Annotated in this window: 15 protein-coding genes; 8 read left to right on the forward strand and 7 right to left on the reverse strand. The window is 41.2% G+C overall.

Annotated features, from left to right (window positions below; translation table 11 throughout):
* The first annotated feature begins 155 nt into the window (after positions 1-155).
* The 3 genes from catA (at position 156) to C3Y93_RS13755 (ending at position 3,400) form a co-directional block, all read left to right on the forward strand.
* Positions 156-1,076 carry a catechol 1,2-dioxygenase gene (gene catA, locus C3Y93_RS13745; RefSeq protein ID WP_004971957.1) on the forward strand — a complete coding sequence of 307 codons (921 nt, stop codon included), beginning with the start codon at positions 156-158 and terminating at the stop codon, positions 1,074-1,076.
* 155 nt (positions 1,077-1,231) lie between these two features.
* Complete coding sequence (locus tag C3Y93_RS13750) at positions 1,232-2,104, forward strand: SphA family protein (RefSeq protein WP_004971953.1); 873 nt, start codon at positions 1,232-1,234, stop codon at positions 2,102-2,104.
* 240 nt (positions 2,105-2,344) lie between these two features.
* Positions 2,345-3,400: an ArsO family NAD(P)H-dependent flavin-containing monooxygenase gene (locus C3Y93_RS13755; RefSeq protein WP_416224615.1), complete on the forward strand. Its 1,056-nt coding sequence runs from the start codon at positions 2,345-2,347 to the stop codon at positions 3,398-3,400.
* A 130-nt stretch (positions 3,401-3,530) separates the two neighbouring features.
* On the opposite strand, the gene C3Y93_RS13760 is transcribed toward C3Y93_RS13755, so the two are convergent.
* On the reverse strand, positions 3,531-4,223 hold the full coding sequence (locus C3Y93_RS13760; RefSeq protein ID WP_104853195.1) for a pirin family protein: 693 nt from the start codon (positions 4,221-4,223) through the stop codon (positions 3,531-3,533).
* Between the two features lie 202 nt (positions 4,224-4,425).
* Positions 4,426-5,670, reverse strand: coding sequence for a L,D-transpeptidase family protein (locus tag C3Y93_RS13765; protein WP_004971948.1), 1,245 nt, complete (start codon positions 5,668-5,670; stop codon positions 4,426-4,428).
* A 271-nt stretch (positions 5,671-5,941) separates the two neighbouring features.
* Between C3Y93_RS13765 and hemE the strand changes: the two genes are divergently transcribed.
* The 5 genes from hemE (at position 5,942) to C3Y93_RS13790 (ending at position 12,118) form a co-directional block, all read left to right on the forward strand.
* Positions 5,942-7,012, forward strand: a complete 1,071-nt coding sequence (gene hemE / locus C3Y93_RS13770; RefSeq protein ID WP_104853196.1) for a uroporphyrinogen decarboxylase — start codon at positions 5,942-5,944, stop codon at positions 7,010-7,012.
* Between the two features lie 72 nt (positions 7,013-7,084).
* Positions 7,085-7,906, forward strand: a complete 822-nt coding sequence (locus tag C3Y93_RS13775) for a DUF817 family protein (protein WP_104853197.1) — start codon at positions 7,085-7,087, stop codon at positions 7,904-7,906.
* 237 nt (positions 7,907-8,143) lie between these two features.
* A complete protein-coding gene (locus tag C3Y93_RS13780) occupies positions 8,144-8,614 on the forward strand; it encodes a DUF3015 family protein (RefSeq protein WP_104853198.1) in 471 nt (156 codons plus the stop codon).
* 93 nt (positions 8,615-8,707) lie between these two features.
* Entirely contained in the window at positions 8,708-10,657 is a 1,950-nt protein-coding gene (locus tag C3Y93_RS13785) for a DUF4105 domain-containing protein (RefSeq protein ID WP_213064879.1), read from the forward strand.
* Positions 10,658-10,762: 105 nt separating this feature from the next.
* Positions 10,763-12,118 carry a diguanylate cyclase gene (locus C3Y93_RS13790; protein WP_104853199.1) on the forward strand — a complete coding sequence of 452 codons (1,356 nt, stop codon included), beginning with the start codon at positions 10,763-10,765 and terminating at the stop codon, positions 12,116-12,118.
* A 98-nt stretch (positions 12,119-12,216) separates the two neighbouring features.
* Here the strand turns inward: C3Y93_RS13790 and folE are convergent, their stop codons facing one another.
* The 5 genes from folE to C3Y93_RS13815 all read right to left on the reverse strand — a co-directional run bounded on the left by folE (position 12,217) and on the right by C3Y93_RS13815 (position 16,041).
* Entirely contained in the window at positions 12,217-12,765 is a 549-nt protein-coding gene (gene folE, locus C3Y93_RS13795; protein ID WP_171062567.1) for a GTP cyclohydrolase I FolE, read from the reverse strand.
* 93 nt (positions 12,766-12,858) lie between these two features.
* Positions 12,859-13,548 carry a Smr/MutS family protein gene (locus tag C3Y93_RS13800; RefSeq protein WP_104853200.1) on the reverse strand — a complete coding sequence of 230 codons (690 nt, stop codon included), beginning with the start codon at positions 13,546-13,548 and terminating at the stop codon, positions 12,859-12,861.
* Positions 13,549-13,564: 16 nt separating this feature from the next.
* Positions 13,565-14,371, reverse strand: a complete 807-nt coding sequence (trpC, locus tag C3Y93_RS13805; protein WP_104853201.1) for an indole-3-glycerol phosphate synthase TrpC — start codon at positions 14,369-14,371, stop codon at positions 13,565-13,567.
* Positions 14,372-14,392: 21 nt separating this feature from the next.
* Positions 14,393-15,439, reverse strand: a complete 1,047-nt coding sequence (gene trpD / locus C3Y93_RS13810) for an anthranilate phosphoribosyltransferase (protein ID WP_104853302.1) — start codon at positions 15,437-15,439, stop codon at positions 14,393-14,395.
* Positions 15,440-15,456: 17 nt separating this feature from the next.
* On the reverse strand, positions 15,457-16,041 hold the full coding sequence (locus C3Y93_RS13815; RefSeq protein ID WP_004971915.1) for an anthranilate synthase component II: 585 nt from the start codon (positions 16,039-16,041) through the stop codon (positions 15,457-15,459).
* Positions 16,042-16,787 lie beyond the last annotated feature (746 nt).

Below are 16,787 nucleotides of genomic sequence, written 5' to 3' on the forward strand. Positions count from 1 at the left end.
ATCGAATTGCAATAGATAAAAAGTTTCCAAGGAAGTCGGTCAGTGTTGAGGCATTTAGCTCAGCACTGACACCATCATCAACACAGTAAGGCAGTGTCAAAAGCCAAAATAGCAATGCGACAACCAGCAAAGCCAAAATAGCCAAGGAGAGTTACATGGACCGTCAACAAATTGATACTTTAGTGAAGGAAATGAACGTAGACACCGCTACACGCCCTGTCGATCAGCGTGTGCAGCAAATAGTGGTGCGTTTAGTGGCAGATTTATTTCAAGCCATTGAAGATTTAGACATTCAGCCTTCAGAAGTGTGGAAAGGTCTGGAATATATTACCGATGCAGGCAAAGCCAATGAACTTGGTTTACTTGCAGCAGGTTTGGGTTTAGAACATTATCTAGATTTACGTGCCGATGAAGCCGATGCTAAAGCAGGCGTAACAGGCGGTACACCACGTACCATTGAAGGGCCACTTTATGTTGCAGGTGCGCCTGAATCAGTCGGTTTTGCGCGTATGGATGATGGTTCAGAATCAGACCATTTAGATACGTTAATTATTGAAGGTACAGTCACTGACACCAATGGCAATATCATTGAAAATGCCAAAGTCGAAGTTTGGCATGCCAACGGTTTAGGTAACTATTCATTCTTTGATAAATCTCAGTCTGACTTTAACTTACGCCGTACTATTTTCAGTGATGCCAATGGTAAATATGTGGCGCAAACGACCATGCCAGTCGGTTATGGCTGCCCACCAGACGGCACGACTCAAGCTTTATTAAACAAACTAGGTCGTCATGGCAACCGTCCATCTCACGTGCATTACTTCATTTCTGCACCAGGTTACCGCAAACTCACTACGCAATTTAACATTGAAGGTGATCAATACCTGTGGGATGACTTCGCATTTGCGACCCGTGAAGGTCTGGTTGCAACAGCGGTAGATGTGACCGATGCTGCAGAAATTCAGCGCCGTGGTTTAGACAAACCATTTAAGCACATCACCTTTAACTTTGAATTAGTCAAAGACACTGCAAATGCACCATCGACTGAAGTTGAACGTCGTCGTGCAAGTGCTTAATCCCACACCTTAAAACACAAAGTTTTAACACGTTCGCTAATACAGCATCAGCAAGTTCTTTGTTGATGCTGCCCTTAAAAGTCGGCTGTTCGCGCATGAATGATTCAGGCGCAGCAGGCAGACTTCATCAAAATTTCTATTGAATAGGATGTTCTATGAATAACAAAATTTGGGCACTCATGCTTTTGGGTGTCATGGCGACACACGTCAATGCAACAGAAAACGGTTTAGATACATTTGGATTAGGCGCAGAAGGCATTGCAGCAGGGGCTTTACCACCAGCTGGGGTATACTTACTCAACTACTATCAGAACTATCATGCCAGTGAGTTTAAAGACGGCCCAGACAATTTCCATGCCGATGTGAATGTCTATATTCCACGTTTGGTATGGATGACCCCCCAACACATTGCAGGCGGTCAGTTGGGTTTATATGCTGCACAGCCTTTGGTCGATTTGCGTTTAAATGTGATGGGCATGTCAGACTCTAACAGTGGTTTGGGCGATTTGATTATTGGCAGCATGTTGGGTTGGCATAAAGGCAATCATCACAGTGTAGCTGCTTTAGAAGGTGTGCTCGCAACAGGCGATTATGAAGATGCCAATCCACAACGTCCTGTAGTTGCCAACTTAGGTAAGAACTACAACACCATTCGTCCTATCTTTGCGTATTCTTATTTGCAGCCGCAAGGTTGGGAGTTTTCCACCAAAATGTCTTATAGCTTCAACAGTGAAAATGACGACACAAATTATCAGTCGGGGGATTATTTCGCTGGAGATTATGCAATCGGTTATCAATTGAATGATCAAGTCAAATTGGCACTCGAAGGTTATGTATTTAAACAAACCACAGATGATGAAGTGAATGGTGTCAGTATTGGCAATAAAGGACAGGCTCTATCTTTTGGTCCCGCGATTCAATACAAACGTGATAATTGGTCTTTGGAAGCAAAGTTTTTGAAAGAAACCGAAGTGGAACATCGTCCTGAAGGACACTCTTCGACTTTGAAATTGGTTTGGGCTTTTTAAAGCCCGAACCTGATTCTGCAGTGTTGCACATCAAGCTATCTTACAAAACAAAGTCAAGTTGAAAGACTTGTCTTTTTTGCAGCATCATTTTTCAAGATGGCTTGCTTCTAATTACGTGCTTCCATAAGTTGAGTTTGGTGGACTGAATTTTTAATCTCTCACGTGTTGCACTTATGCGCTAAGATTAGGCATAGCAACAGGGTGCGTATTGCGAGCAGGAGAGCCATTTTGAATCAAATAATGGATGCCGATGTAATTATTATTGGTGGCGGACAAGCAGCATTGGCCACGGCTTACTTTTTAAAACGGCAAAAAATCAATTTTCTGATCTTGGATAATCAAACGCAGTCGGGCGGTGCGTGGCAACATGCGTGGGATTCTTTACAGCTGTTCTCTCCAAATACATGGAGTTCTTTGTCCGGCTGGTTAATGCCAAAAACCGAACAGGAATATCCGAAACGATTAGAAGTGATTGACTATTTAACAGCGTATGAAACACGCTATCAATTTCCTGTGCTGCGTCCTGTGCAGGTCGAAAAAGTCCTGAAGGAAGGCAATGATTTAATTGTGTGTTCGGCACAGCAAAGCTGGCGAGCCAAAGCCGCTGTGAGTGCTACTGGAACGTGGAGTCAGCCTTTTATTCCTGCTTATACAGGACGCGAACGCTTTTTAGGCACACAAATTCATTCGGCTCATTACCGCAATGCCAATGCTTTTCAGGGCAAAAGAGTCATGATTGTCGGCGGGGGTAACTCAGGCGCACAAATTTTGGCAGAAGTGTCTAAAGTGGCCGAAACTTTTTGGGTTACACAGCAACCGCCAAGTTTTTTAGCCGATGATGTAGATGGACGGGTTTTATTTTTACGTGCCACGGAGCGCTTAAAAGCCCAGCAGGAAGGTCGCAGTATAGAACAACCGATTGGCGGTTTGGGGGATATTGTGATGATTCCAAGTGTCAAAGATGCACGGCAACGCAATGTATTGCATGGTCTGCCGCCATTTGACTATTTAACTGAACATACTGCAGTTTGGGCAAATGGAAGTGAACAGGAAATTGAAGCCATTATTTGGTGTACAGGTTTTAAGGCAGCAGTGTCACATTTGCAAAGTTTGGGTGTGGTCAATGCACACGGTACAGTCGATGTGTCAGAAAATCGAGCGCTACAACAGCAAAATTTGTGGTTGGTCGGTTATGGTGATTGGACTGGTGCAGCATCGGCAACTTTAATTGGCGTTTCCCGAACAGCACGAGATGTGGCAGCGCAAATCGCAGCGTATTTACAGACAACAGTGTAAGGTCATCATTGTGACTAAAAGTTATGATTAAAAACTGAAAACAGCAACTATAGCCATAAAAAAAGCCCTCTGTAGTAGAGGGCAAGAGGGTAACTTAAAAGTATTTACAGGCACTACTCAAAATAAGCAGTTACTGTTTTGGTAAATCAAACCAAATAAATTGGCTGTCTTGCTTTGCTTCAATCACGGCATCATCAGCAAATAACAAGGCATCGCCTGCTTTCACGGTCTGCTCACCAATGCTGATTTCACCACGAATTACATGCACATAGTTTACCGCTTGTGTTGCTGTAACTTCTAAACGATGTCCAGTTTCTAAAACAGCTGCTTTTACTTCTGCCTGTTGACGAATGTGCATTGGGGCATTGTCATTCGGGCCGACAATTAAATGCCACTGGTTGGGTGCTGTATTTGGGTCACGTTGAATTTGCTGATACGTCGGCTCTGCATCGCGTACATTCGGCTGAATCCAAATTTGCAGCATGTGTACTTCTTCATCACCATTGTTAATTTCGCTGTGCTGAACGCCTGTACCTGCGCTCATTAACTGCCATTCACCTGCAGTAATATGGCGTTCATTGCCCATGCTGTCGCGGTGGGAAATCGCACCACTTAATACACAAGTCAAAATTTCCATGTTGTCGTGTGGGTGAGTACCAAAACCATTATGTGCGGCAATACGGTCATCGTTAATGACACGTAAGGCACTAACACCCATATATTTCGGGTTATACCAATTACCAAAAGAGAAACTATGTTTGGTGTCTAACCACCCCATTTTCACATGACCACGATCTTCACTACGGTGTAAATAAGCATTCATGATAATGCTCCTATCATTTTTTTAACTTGAACTAATCTTAATCTTTTCACCGCAGCCGACCTAGAGGCGAACTGCAACATGCCGTTCTAAAATTGCAACATGTGTAGATTTTTTGCAGAACCTAGACATTTTAGAGTTTTATCGCGGCATTAAAAAACCCACGTAAAAACGTGGGTCTTTTGCGGTTTAAAGCGATCACTGATTATTCAAGGAATTTTACAGTCACGCCAGAACGTACTTTACGACCTAAATCGTTTGCATCCCAGTTGGTTAAACGGATACAACCATGCGACGCTGTTTTTGAAATGGTCGATGGGTTTGGTGTGCCGTGAATACCGAATGATTTTTTACTTAAACCAATCCAGATATTCCCCACAGGGCCGTTAGGGCCTGGTGGTAAAGACAGCGGTTTTAAGTTTTTGCCCTGAATAAAGTTACTTGGTGAATAGCTGTACCATGGGTTTGGTGCAACACCTGTCACTTTATAAGTACCTGTTGGCGATGGAGTATCTGCACTGCCAATGGTTGCTGGGAATGAGCCGACCATTTGGTTTTGTTTGTTGAACAAATACAGTTGTTTTGCACCTTTGTGCGCCACAATCAGGTGAATGTCTTCAGGTAAGTCATTGCGAACGTTGGTCACCAATAACTTTTCACCCACTTTATTAAATGTTGCATTCGGATTTAATTTCTTTAAGAAATTTTCATCCATGTGGAATTTTTCACCTAACATTTCACTTACGCGGGTGTAGTACAAGCCTTTCATTTTGGCTTGTTCTGCATAGTCATGCGGAATAGATTTCGCATAAGGACCTTTTAAGTCCGCTTCAGTAACCGTGTATTCTACAAATGCAGGACGTGAACCTTGACGTGCAACCAACGCATCCCAAGTTTCTTTGGTTAAAATACCCGTTGGGCTAATGCCATTCATTTGCTGGAATGATGCAATTGCTTTTAGGGTGTTCTTACCACTAGTGCCATCAATTGCACCTGGAGAAGCATGTGAATTGTTCAGCATCACGTGTGCACGTGCATACACAGGGAACTGACCTTTACCAATATTTTCATACCAAGTGGCATTATTTAAACCATCTAAAGTCCATGAAGCTTTTGGTGCTGCTGTGTTGGATGTAGCAGTTTGGCTTGCAGAGCTTTTTGTTGGTGCAGTGCCTACATCGGCAGTGGTATCTTCAGTTTTGTGTAGATCATCTAAGGTTTTTGAAGCCTTATTTAAATCATTTTGTTCTTGTTGCGTAATAGCAGTGTCTGTTGCATTTAGATTATTTTGTGCAGCCGATGCTTCTGTCGCTAAAGGATCAATCGGATCTTCAATAGCGGTATTGCTAATCACTTGTGGATTTAACGGTTGTTCAGCAGTAGATGCAGCAAAAGTAGTCCCTGCAAAAATGCAACTTAAACTCATTGCGAGTATTGTGCGAACCAACATGTAATTCAACCTTGAGAATTATTCATTTACATAGATAAAAACTAGCCAAGTATTGCAGAAAAACTAAGGAGATGCAGTAGTTGTTTTGTGTAAATATGCAAGATAACCCCAATTTTACAGTGACTTTTGTTTGTGTGATGTATTTCACATAAACGTAAGCTGAATTTGAACACTTAGAATAGGCTGAAAAGACGAGCAAGAAATGAAGTTATTAAAACTTCAACCTTTTTGATATGATGGCTGCAAGATTGAAAATGAGTTGGGAAAGTAAATGACGACCTTAAAAAATGATCGTTTTCTTCGTGCCTTATTACGTGAGCCAGTAGATTGCACGCCCGTATGGATGATGCGTCAGGCAGGACGTTATTTACCAGAATATCGTGCTACACGTGCGCAGGCAGGAGATTTTCTTTCTCTATGCAAAAATACTGAATTTGCCTGTGAAGTGACTTTACAGCCTTTGCGTCGTTATGAATTAGATGCTGCGATTTTATTTTCAGATATTTTAACTGTACCCGATGCATTAGGCTTAGGTCTGTATTTTGAAGTAGGCGAAGGGCCAAAGTTTCATAAAACGGTGCGTACCGAGCAAGACGTTGCCAATTTACCTAAATTTAATGCCAAGTCAGACTTAGACTATGTCATGAATGCAGTATCGACCATTCGTTCTGCTTTGGGCGGACAAGTGCCTTTAATTGGTTTTTCAGGTAGTCCATGGACTTTGGCAACGTATATGGTTGAAGGTGGTTCAAGCAAAGATTTCCGTTTCACCAAAAACATGATGTACGCACAGCCTGAAGTTTTACATGCACTATTAGACTGTCTGGCCGATGCAGTGACCGAATACTTAAATGCACAAATTGATGCAGGTGCACAGGCAGTACAAATTTTTGACAGTTGGGGCGGTGCATTGGCCCATCGTGAATATCTTGAATTTTCACTCCACTATATGCAGAAAATTGTGTCAGGTCTGCAACGTGAAAAAGATGGACGTAAAATCCCTGTTATTTTATTTACCAAAGGTGGCGGTCAATGGCTGGAGCCAATGATTGCAACAGGTGCAGATGCTTTTGGTCTGGACTGGACAACACCGTTAAATGTCGCACGTCAAACGGTGAGTGGTCGTGCCGCATTGCAAGGTAACTTAGACCCAGCCACTTTGTACGGTTCACCTGAAGCAATTGCCAAAGCAACACGTGCGATGCTAGATGATGCCTATGCCAATGGTGAAAAAACAGGTTATGTAGCCAACTTAGGGCATGGTATTACCCAGTGGGTAGACCCTGAACGTCCTAAAGTATTTATCGACACGGTTCATGAATACAGTGCCAAATATCTATAATCGCACAATGATATAGATGGATCATTTGTAGATGTATCGGTGTAATCTCAGCTTCAGTCAGGTTGTCACATCATGTGGATAACATGGCTAAAGTCAGGAGTTGAGTTTTCGACTAAGGCAGCTTCGGCTGCCTTATTTGGAATTTTATTGCTGATTGCATTTGCCCTGACTGCTTCAATGGGCAGTCAGGAATATTTCGGATTTTTCCGTTACGACTATTTATTATTCTATGCCTTAATTATTCAAGTTTGTCTTTTATATTTAAAACTGGAATCTTGGGCAGAAGCCAAAGTCATCGCTTTGTTTCATATTTTAGCGATGATCATGGAAATTTTTTTAACTCATCCACAAATTGCATCGTGGCAATATCCTCAACCTGCTGTCTTTAAAATTATGACCGTACCGCTTTTTGCAGGCTTTATGTATTCTGCAGTTGGCAGTTTCTTTGCGCGTTCTTTGCGTTTGTATCGGGTATCTTTACGGAATTTGCCGACTTTTAGCAATATGATGGCCTTGGCAGTGTTGTCGTACATCAACTTCATGAGCAAGTTTTTTATCCCCGATATTCGTTATGGCTTGTTTGCGTGGAGCGTTGTGATTTTCTGGAAAACCAAAATTCGTTTTCAATTACAACGGTCTCAATTACAACTGCCAATGTTGCCTGTATTGATGCTTTTGGCTTTTATTATTTGGGTCGCAGAAAACATTAGCACCTTTTATCAAATATGGTTGTATCCAAGTCAGGTCGATGCGTGGCACATGGTCGGCTGGGGCAAACTCGGTTCTTGGTATTTATTGCTGTTACTGAGTCTGGTTCTGGTCATGAAAATTTTGGGTTATCGCGATGCAGAAGGGCAGTGGACACTGAAAACTGATGATCAACAGCAGCTGTAAATCTAAATGCTATCTTCAACACTAAAATCTATTTTCAAATTTAAGACCAATCTTTAAGCTAAAAACCAATCGACGCTACAAAAATGCACAAAAATAATGCCTGATTTTGTGATAAATGTTTTGCCTTCTGAGTGACATCTCGCTATCTTAAAATAGTGTAATAAAAATTACACATAGCAATAAAGAATAACGATTCGAAGCATAATTTTTCGAATAATAAATCTCTGGAGTAAGGCGATGATTAAAAAATTAGCATTGGCTGCTGTCTTGGCAGTGGGTTCTACAGCAGCATTTGCAGACCGTGATGCAGGTTGTGGTATCGGTTCTCAAGTTTGGGCAGGTCAGTCTGGCAAAGTTGCAAAAATTTTAGCAGCAACTACAAACGGTATTTTTGCAAACCAATTGTTTGGTATCACATTTGGTACTTTAGGTTGTAGCGGTACAGGTACAGTAACTGCACAAGTTGTGACATTTACCAATGAAAATGCTGAAACATTGGCACGCGATATGGCAGTTGGTGAAGGCGAAAGCTTGAACGTATTGGCTGAATTATTAAGCATTAAAGCAGAAGATAAAGCACATTTCTTTGCGGTTTCTAAGCAAAACTTTGCATCTATTTATTCTGCAGAAAACCAGACTTCTTTAGAAGTATTGGCATCTTTACAGAGCGTGATGGCGAATGATGACGTTTTAAAAGCATACGTTTAAGTTTGAATAAAGCCCTGCATTATTCGCAGGGCTTTTTTATAGCACAAGAATACGTTTAAGCCTGAATATGTATATAAAATTTATAAAATGTCCATGAAATCCATTATTTTAAGTAGTTTAGTTTTTTTATCTCCTACGGTTTTTGCGTTATCTCCTGAAATATCTCCAATACAGATTCAGCCACTTACAGCCACTTCTACAGTACAAAATACAAATAAATTAGCAATATCTTCCGCACATTATGTGCAAAAAGCCAAAGACCTACACTTGGCAGAACAGGTGACTTGGCAGCGTTTAATGTATGCGCAGCAAGGCAAAAGTGAAGTGCAATATGCAGGCTATTTTGTGTCGGAACAAGGCGGAAGCAATTTAAACCAAGAGTTACTTCGCAATGTGCAGGCATTATTTGAAACAGCGCCTGCCAATCAATCGGTGCAGTGTAAATTTCCTGCACGTAGCCGCTGGTTAATTGAACAATTACAAATTCCTCAACAAGATTTGGCACAGGTGCAATGTCCTGAATTGGACGAATGGATTGGACAAATTAAACCTTATAAAGCAGTGCTGATTTATGCCACAGACTTTATGGGCAATCCAAGTTCTATGTTTGGGCATACTTTATTGCGCTTAGACCCAAAAGATCAAAAACAACTGAATTTAATTTCTTATGCTGTCAATTATGCAGCAACGGTAACGGGCAGCGAAGGTTGGTCTTATGCATGGAAAGGACTTACAGGGCAATATCCGGGTGAATATTCACTGATGCCGTATTACCGCAAAGTAAAAGAATATGGCGATTTAGAAAGCCGAGATTTGTGGGAATATGAACTGGCACTGAATGAGCAGGAAACCACATTTTTAGTGCAGCACATTTGGGAAATGAAGCATGTGCAATTTCCGTATTATTTTATCAGTGATAATTGTGCCTATCGCTTATTGGGTTTAATGGATTTGGTGCGCCCTGAGCTGAATTTACAGCAGCAGTTTAGAGTCGCATCTATTCCAATTGAAACACTAAAAGCTGTAGAGCAGGAAAATTTAGTGGCAGATGTTGTCTATCGTCCTGCTTTGGAAACTCAGTTATTGGCGCAAGCTAGACAACATGGCACAGCGTTGGCAAAAACTGCCCATCAAGTGGCCGAAGCAGAACCTGAAAATGTGGCGGCAGTTTTGCAAAATCACAGCCAAATCGATCAAGCTAAAATTCTGGAAATGGCTTATGACGATTTGTATCTGAAACTGATTGGACGCAAAATTGAAGCCAAAATTGCACAACCGCGACTGAGACAAATTCTGAGTTTAAGAAGTCAGATCAATTTAGAAAAACAACGTCAGGATGTCGCACGCCCTCAGGTCGATCCTGTGCAGGGGCATCATGCACGAAGCTTTGCTGTGCGTACTGGCGAGGTGCAAGGCGAGCATTTTGTAGAGTTGAGTCATCGACAGGCTTACCATGACTTACTTGATCCGCAAGGTGGTTTTCGTACAGGGACGCAACTCAACTTTTTAGAAGCTTCTGTGCAATATCGTGAAGACCGCTTAAAACTGAATCAGTTAGATTTACTCTCGGTGAACTCTTATAACCCAATGACCGCATTTAAAACACCACTTAGTTGGGGCTTTAATTTGGGTTGGCAGCAAGAAGCCCTGAATTCACACGGAACTTTTAGTGAAACTGAGCAGCATGGCGTGATGAGCATCAAGACCCAGTTTGGTTATAGCGTGGCTAATCAAGCGCGTGAACATTTGTGTTATGTGCAAATTCAAAATCATGTGCAAGCGGGTAAGGCTTTAGACAAAGGCTGGCGTGTTGGAATTGGCCCAACACTGGGTTGTCAAAATATCTGGTCAGCACGCATGAATAGTTTGGTTCAGCTTGAATTACCGTATTGGGAAGAACGTCACCAATGGCAATTTAAGCTGAACAGCCAGTTGCAATATGTACTCAACCCGCAGCATGTGTTGCGATTGGGTTGGGAATATCAACAACAGGACAAACAGGACTGGAACAAGACCAGTTTAGGCTATGTGCATTTTTTTTAAAGAGCTGTTGAATTTATACTGAATTGTAAAAAACCAGCTAAACAAGTTGAGTTGCTGGTGAAACCCGTTAAAATTTAGCAGTTTCTTTTGGCTGGGTTGTTGTGGATGTATCAAGAGTGTACGCATGAGCTTGCAGAGCAATGGAAGTCAATTTGCGAGCAATTTAAGCCAGAAGATTTGCAAGCGACATTCCAGTTTATTCAAGCACATGCAGAAGATTTTGTGATCGAGTTCTATCAGCAAATGTTGCTTGAAGAACATGCGACAGAATTTTTGTCTGCAGAGATGGTGAAGAATCGCTTAAAAAACTCTTTATATCAGTGGCTAATTTCCAGTTTTGAAGTTCCGTTTCAACACAATTATAACGAGATTGTAGAAAAGCAATTTAAAGTGGGCGATGTGCATGCACGTGTACAAATTCCATCTTGGCTGATTATTCGTGGTGTGCGCGTTATTATAAAAAAGGCTTTTGAGTTTTTTGCAACAGAAGCCAATAGCAACTTAAATCAGTTTAATTATTTAAGCCAAATTTTATGCTTTGCCACAGAAATTATGTGCCGATCTTATGAAATGAAGGTCGAAGTACATAATGATATGAAACATACCTATCGCTTATTTTCTGCCATGCAAGATGTTGCCGTGCACAAAGATCGACAACGCGGAACTTTGCTGGATTGGGAAAATGAACTGATGTTTCAGGTGGTGTCCGATCACACCAAAATGACGCAACCGATTTTATCTAAAACAGAATTTGGTTTATGGTTTATTCATAAAGCGGCTTATGCATTTTCAAGTTCGGAACAAGTACAAACTATTACTGAATTTATTTATCAGGTGGATGAATTAATTCAGAAAATTGGTCAATGTGAAAGTCAGGCACAGGCAATTGAAATGATTCAATCCATTCGTGCCAAGAATCGTGAAATTTTGCATTTAGTCGATCAAATTTTTCAGGTGTCTGAATATATCAATTCAGGCAATGATGCCTTAACTCAACTGCTCAACCGCCGTTATTTAAATACCATCGTGTCCCGTGAAATTAATTTTTCACGAAAAAATAATTCGCCTTTAACATTGTTGGCGATAGATGCCGATCATTTTAAATCAATCAATGACCGTTATGGACATGCAGCAGGAGATGATGCATTACAGTTTTTAGCTGATGTGATTTTGCAATATGCAAAAGGCAGTGACTATGCCTTCCGAATTGGCGGCGAAGAATTTTTACTGTTACAGATTGATACCACCATTGATCGTGCCTTGGTAGTCGCTGAAAATATTCGTAAACGTGTCGAAAAAGCCACATTAAAAACATCAACAGGTGAAGAATTTAACTTTACCATTAGTATAGGTGTGCATGAATATGATGGGCATCCAGACTATCAACGTTTTTTTGAAGAAGTGGATAAAGCCTTGTATATGGCAAAAAATAATGGACGCAACAATGTGTCTGTAGGTTGAATCTGAAGATGTATCAAGCTAATTTTTTAATCTAAAACCCAAAAATCCCGAACATAAATTTCGGGATTTTTTATTTGATTGAGGAACTTAGCCACAATTTAAAAACTCTCAGGCACCGCACTTAAAAATTCACGACGGGCTTCTTTATCTGTTTTAAAGTCACCTACAAAAGATACGGTACGTGTGGTCGATTCCTGTTTGCCTACACCGCGCATCATCATGCACATATGGGCTGAATCAATCACCACAGCAACACCGCGTGCTTTGGTCACTTCAGCCACAGCTTCCGCAATTTGCTGAGTCAGATTTTCCTGAATTTGCAAACGACGTGCAAACATTTCGGTAATACGGGCAAATTTAGACAAGCCTAAAACATTACCTTCAGGTAAATAGGCGATATGCACGCGACCATAAAATGGCAATAAATGATGTTCACACAGTGAGTAGAACTCAATATTTTTCACCAAGACCATTTCACGGTTGTCGGATGGAAATACGGCATTATTGGTCACTTCGGCTAAGGTTTGGCTATAGCCCGAAGTTAAATACGAAAAAGCTTTAGCAGCACGCATCGGCGTATCTTTTAGACCTGGACGATTAAGATCTTCACCAACGGCGGTTAGGATGTTTGCGTAGGATTGCTGCATAGACATAAGACGTGTTCACTTACACTGATATTGAACAAGGTCGGCATTGTAACAGAAAACTATTGCAATGCCTTGTTTAAAAGATGAAACCGATTACTGTTTAAACTTTGGGTTCTTTTCGCTGCGTTTAAGCAACACTAAAACTGCACCAGTGCCACCTTGTTTTTCAGGCGCACTCACAAAAGCCAAAACATCACGATGCTGACGCAGCCAGCCATTTACATAAGTTTTTAAAATGGCTTCAGGGCCTTTGCCATGCACAATTTTAATCACGTTCTGGTTTTCATCTTTAGCCATTTGAATGATTTGCAAAACGGCTACCCGCGCTTCTTCTACCGTACAACCGTGCAAATCAACAGCTTCAAACCAGCGTAAGTTGCCTGCTTTTAAATCTTCAAAGACTTTATGTTGCAAAGTTGCAATGCGATAGCTCAGCGAAGCTTGGCTGCCCACAGGGTTAAGCATGGCTTGCGTATCGGACAGCAAGGTATCATCGGTTTCCATAGGGCCTATGGCTGCTGCACGTTTGGCCAGCGTTTGGGCATCTGGTTTTTTCTTGGCAGTGTGTTCGATTTTTGCAATATTGCCTGCGTCCATTTTTTGAACGCCTTGCATTTGCTGACGAAACAATGCGAGATCATCTTCCTGTTGTTGCTCAGGCGTCTGAACTTTGGGTTCAGACGGCTTGGCAATGCTTGAAGTATGAGGCTGAGTGATTTGCTTTTTAAAAGATTTTAGTAAATTGTACTGTTCTTTAGAAAGCGAAGAATCATGTTTACTCATGGTATTTCAAATTGGATTATAGATTTTCAGGCTGACCAAACAGTGCCGTAAAGGCATGGTCAGGACGTGCTTGTTTCATAAAACTTTCACCGACCAAGAAACTGTGAATCTCATGGTCTTGCATCATACGGACGTCTTCTGGTGTGGCGATACCACTTTCAGTGACCAATAAACGCGCAGGCGGCAACAAGTTTTTTAAACGCAATGAGGTGTTTAAATCGACTTCAAAGGTTTTTAAATTTCGGTTATTGACCCCTAAAATACAACGCTCTGAAAGATTCAAAGCACGTTCCAATTCATTTTCATCATGCACTTCAACCAACACATCTAAGTGATGTTCAAAAGCCGTTTCCGACATTTCTTCCAACTGTTGGTCAGATAAGCAAGATACAATCAATAACACACAGTCTGCATGTAAGGCACGTGCTTCCACCACACCATACGGATCAATCAAGAAATCTTTACGCAGAGCAGGCAAGTTACAGTGTGAACGGGCAATCTGAATATTTTCATCTGCACCCTGAAAGAAATCGACATCAGTCAGCACAGATAAACAGGCTGCGCCTGCGGCTTCATATTGCTGTGCAATTTCGGCAGGGTCAAAGTTTTCACGAATAATGCCTTTAGATGGTGATGCTTTTTTAATTTCCGCAATCACCGCTGGGCGTTTGTTATGCAAGGCTTGTGCAAAGCCACGTGCAGGTGTTGCTGCACGTGCCAATTGTTCTAGGTCTGCATAACTGCGTTGTTTTAAACGCTCGGCAAACTCTTCTTTTTTACGTTCTACAATTTTACCTAAAATGGTATTGCTAATATCCACCATGATGCACCTTCCTGATTTGCTTTATGCTTCGTACTGTTTGAGCGTTTTGGTAAATTCAGACAACACGCCCATTTTTTCCAAAGCTTGTCCACCATAAATAATGTCATGTGCCAAAGCGACACCTTGTTTGTAGCTTGTAGTTAGACCCGAAACATAGATACCCGCACCCGCATTGAGTGCAATCATATTGGCCGCTTTTTCGCCTTTATCTGATTTGTTTTTGCCTAAAGCATCTTTAATCAAACTCAAGCTTTCAGCAGAGTTTTCTACAATCAGTCCTGTTAAAGTTTGAGATTCAATTCCCACGCTTTCAGGGGTAAGTTCCCATTCGGTAATTTCACCATCTTTGAGTTCTGCAACATAAGTGCTCGAAGCAAGGCTAATTTCATCTAAACCATCTTTAGAATGCACCACCATGACATGCTCAGCACCGAGCTGTTTCATCACTTCTGCAATCGGGCGGCATAATTCATTGCTAAACACCCCAATGACAAAACGCTTTACACCCGCAGGGTTAGTCAATGGCCCAAGCAAGTTGAAAATACTGCGAATACCCAACTCTTTACGCGGGGTAACCGCATATTTCATGGCTTTGTGATGATTCGGTGCAAACAAGAAACCTACGCCCATTTCACGAATACAGCGTTCAGTTTGTTGCATGTTTAAGTCAAGATTAATGCCTGCTTGCTCAAGTAAGTCAGATGAGCCTGATTTGGTTGAAACCCCACGGTTACCGTGTTTGGCAATGGTTGCACCTGCAGCTGCAATGACAAAGGAAGAGGCGGTAGATACGTTAAATAGGTTTTGACCATCGCCACCTGTACCAACAATATCTACGAGAAAAGGAATATCGCTGACATCAATTTTGATGGCAAATTCACGCATTACACGTGCAGCAGCAGTAATTTCATCAATGCTTTCGCCTTTTAAGCGTAAGCCCATCATCAATGCACCAATTTGAGCGTCTGTTGCTTCGCCCGACATAATCGCGCGCATCACATCTTCCATTTGAGGCTGAGTCAGGTGAATTTGTTTTGTAATATGGTTGAGTGCTTGTTGAATATTCATGTGATTTGACTCGCTCATTATGCGTAAATTTCCAAAAAGTTTTTAAAGATTTGATGACCGTGTTGGCTCAGGATCGATTCGGGGTGAAATTGCACGCCTTCAACAGGCAAAGTTTTGTGCTTCACGCCCATAATTTCTTCCATCGAACCATCTGCTTCTTTGGTCCAGCATGTCACTTCCAGACAATCTGGCAAGGTTGCTTGATCAATCACCAAAGAGTGGTAACGGGTTGCAGAAAATGGTGAAGGCAGATTGCTAAAAATACCTGTGTTGCTGTGGTACATATCCGATAAACGACCATGCATCACGGTTTTAGCGCGCACAATGTTTCCACCAAAGGCTTGTCCGATACTTTGGTGTCCTAAACACACGCCCAGTAACGGAATTTTGCCTGCGAAATGCTGAATGGCAGGAATAGAAATCCCTGCTTCAGATGGAGAACAAGGGCCTGGGCCAATCACCAAATACTTGGGTTGCCATCGCTCAATATCTTCTAATGTCACGGCATCATTACGAACGACTTTTACTTCCTGATTTAACTCGCCAAAATACTGGACGATGTTGTAGGTAAAAGAGTCATAGTTATCGATCATTAAAAGCATGAGCTAACCTATTGAAAATTGAACACTTTAAGTGCTAAAGAGTCTGAGATAATTTGCTTTATTCCTGCGCCTATAATGAGAAAGGACTTTATTTTTCTTGTCGATAAAGAAGGTGGAATAAGAAAGCACTTATCATCATAGCAAATAATAAGCATTTTCTGCGGACTATTTATATGATAATCCCTGTTAAAGCTTATCAGCGCATTCACCAGTTCATAGATTTTCAAAGCTTATTACACATTGTTCAAGTTTGATCTGAAAGAAATGATCACTTGATCAAGCAGGGTCATTCAGCAGTCATATTTTAGCTTCACACTTATAGATAACGTAAAAAATGCGCTAAAAAGTAGCATCATGGCGCATGTTATTAGCGGTTCACGTCAGGCAGTTTGATTGCAAAACATCGATAGAAAATACAAATGTGTAGTAAAGGTATTTTCAATCAGCTTGCTCGAAAAGAATACAGATTTAGGATTTTTAAACGATCTTATTATTTTTGCTCAATAAAAAATAAAGTGTTGTTTAATATTGTTGAATAATTTGCATTGCTCAATGAAAGTACGGCACAGCAAAATACTTGCATAGATACAGTTTGAGCTATTTTTTGATCTACAATTCAACAGAAATAAAACATAAATGCACTAAAATGGTGCTATGTTTTGCAGTTTTAAATCAAATTAAATGAACAGTGTTTGAATATGGTGCAAATCGTATTTCTGACAGTATAATAGCGACAAAGTAATTTT

This window comes from Acinetobacter sp. SWBY1, assembly GCF_002946595.1.
Lineage (GTDB): Bacteria > Pseudomonadota > Gammaproteobacteria > Pseudomonadales > Moraxellaceae > Acinetobacter > Acinetobacter towneri.

Excerpts from the sequence above, each read along its gene's own strand:
- catA (WP_004971957.1), top strand. The coding sequence starts at position 156 with ATGGACCGTCAACAAATTGATACTTTAGTGAAGGAAATGAACGTAGAC.
- C3Y93_RS13750 (WP_004971953.1), top strand. The coding sequence starts at position 1,232 with ATGAATAACAAAATTTGGGCACTCATGCTTTTGGGTGTCATGGCGACA.
- C3Y93_RS13755 (WP_416224615.1), top strand. The coding sequence starts at position 2,345 with ATGGATGCCGATGTAATTATTATTGGTGGCGGACAAGCAGCATTGGCC.
- C3Y93_RS13760 (WP_104853195.1), bottom strand. The coding sequence starts at position 4,223 with ATGAATGCTTATTTACACCGTAGTGAAGATCGTGGTCATGTGAAAATG.
- C3Y93_RS13765 (WP_004971948.1), bottom strand. The coding sequence starts at position 5,670 with ATGTTGGTTCGCACAATACTCGCAATGAGTTTAAGTTGCATTTTTGCA.
- hemE (WP_104853196.1), top strand. The coding sequence starts at position 5,942 with ATGACGACCTTAAAAAATGATCGTTTTCTTCGTGCCTTATTACGTGAG.
- C3Y93_RS13775 (WP_104853197.1), top strand. The coding sequence starts at position 7,085 with ATGTGGATAACATGGCTAAAGTCAGGAGTTGAGTTTTCGACTAAGGCA.
- C3Y93_RS13780 (WP_104853198.1), top strand. The coding sequence starts at position 8,144 with ATGATTAAAAAATTAGCATTGGCTGCTGTCTTGGCAGTGGGTTCTACA.
- C3Y93_RS13785 (WP_213064879.1), top strand. The coding sequence starts at position 8,708 with ATGAAATCCATTATTTTAAGTAGTTTAGTTTTTTTATCTCCTACGGTT.
- C3Y93_RS13790 (WP_104853199.1), top strand. The coding sequence starts at position 10,763 with ATGTATCAAGAGTGTACGCATGAGCTTGCAGAGCAATGGAAGTCAATT.
- folE (WP_171062567.1), bottom strand. The coding sequence starts at position 12,765 with ATGCAGCAATCCTACGCAAACATCCTAACCGCCGTTGGTGAAGATCTT.
- C3Y93_RS13800 (WP_104853200.1), bottom strand. The coding sequence starts at position 13,548 with ATGAGTAAACATGATTCTTCGCTTTCTAAAGAACAGTACAATTTACTA.
- trpC (WP_104853201.1), bottom strand. The coding sequence starts at position 14,371 with ATGGTGGATATTAGCAATACCATTTTAGGTAAAATTGTAGAACGTAAA.
- trpD (WP_104853302.1), bottom strand. The coding sequence starts at position 15,439 with ATGAATATTCAACAAGCACTCAACCATATTACAAAACAAATTCACCTG.
- C3Y93_RS13815 (WP_004971915.1), bottom strand. The coding sequence starts at position 16,041 with ATGCTTTTAATGATCGATAACTATGACTCTTTTACCTACAACATCGTC.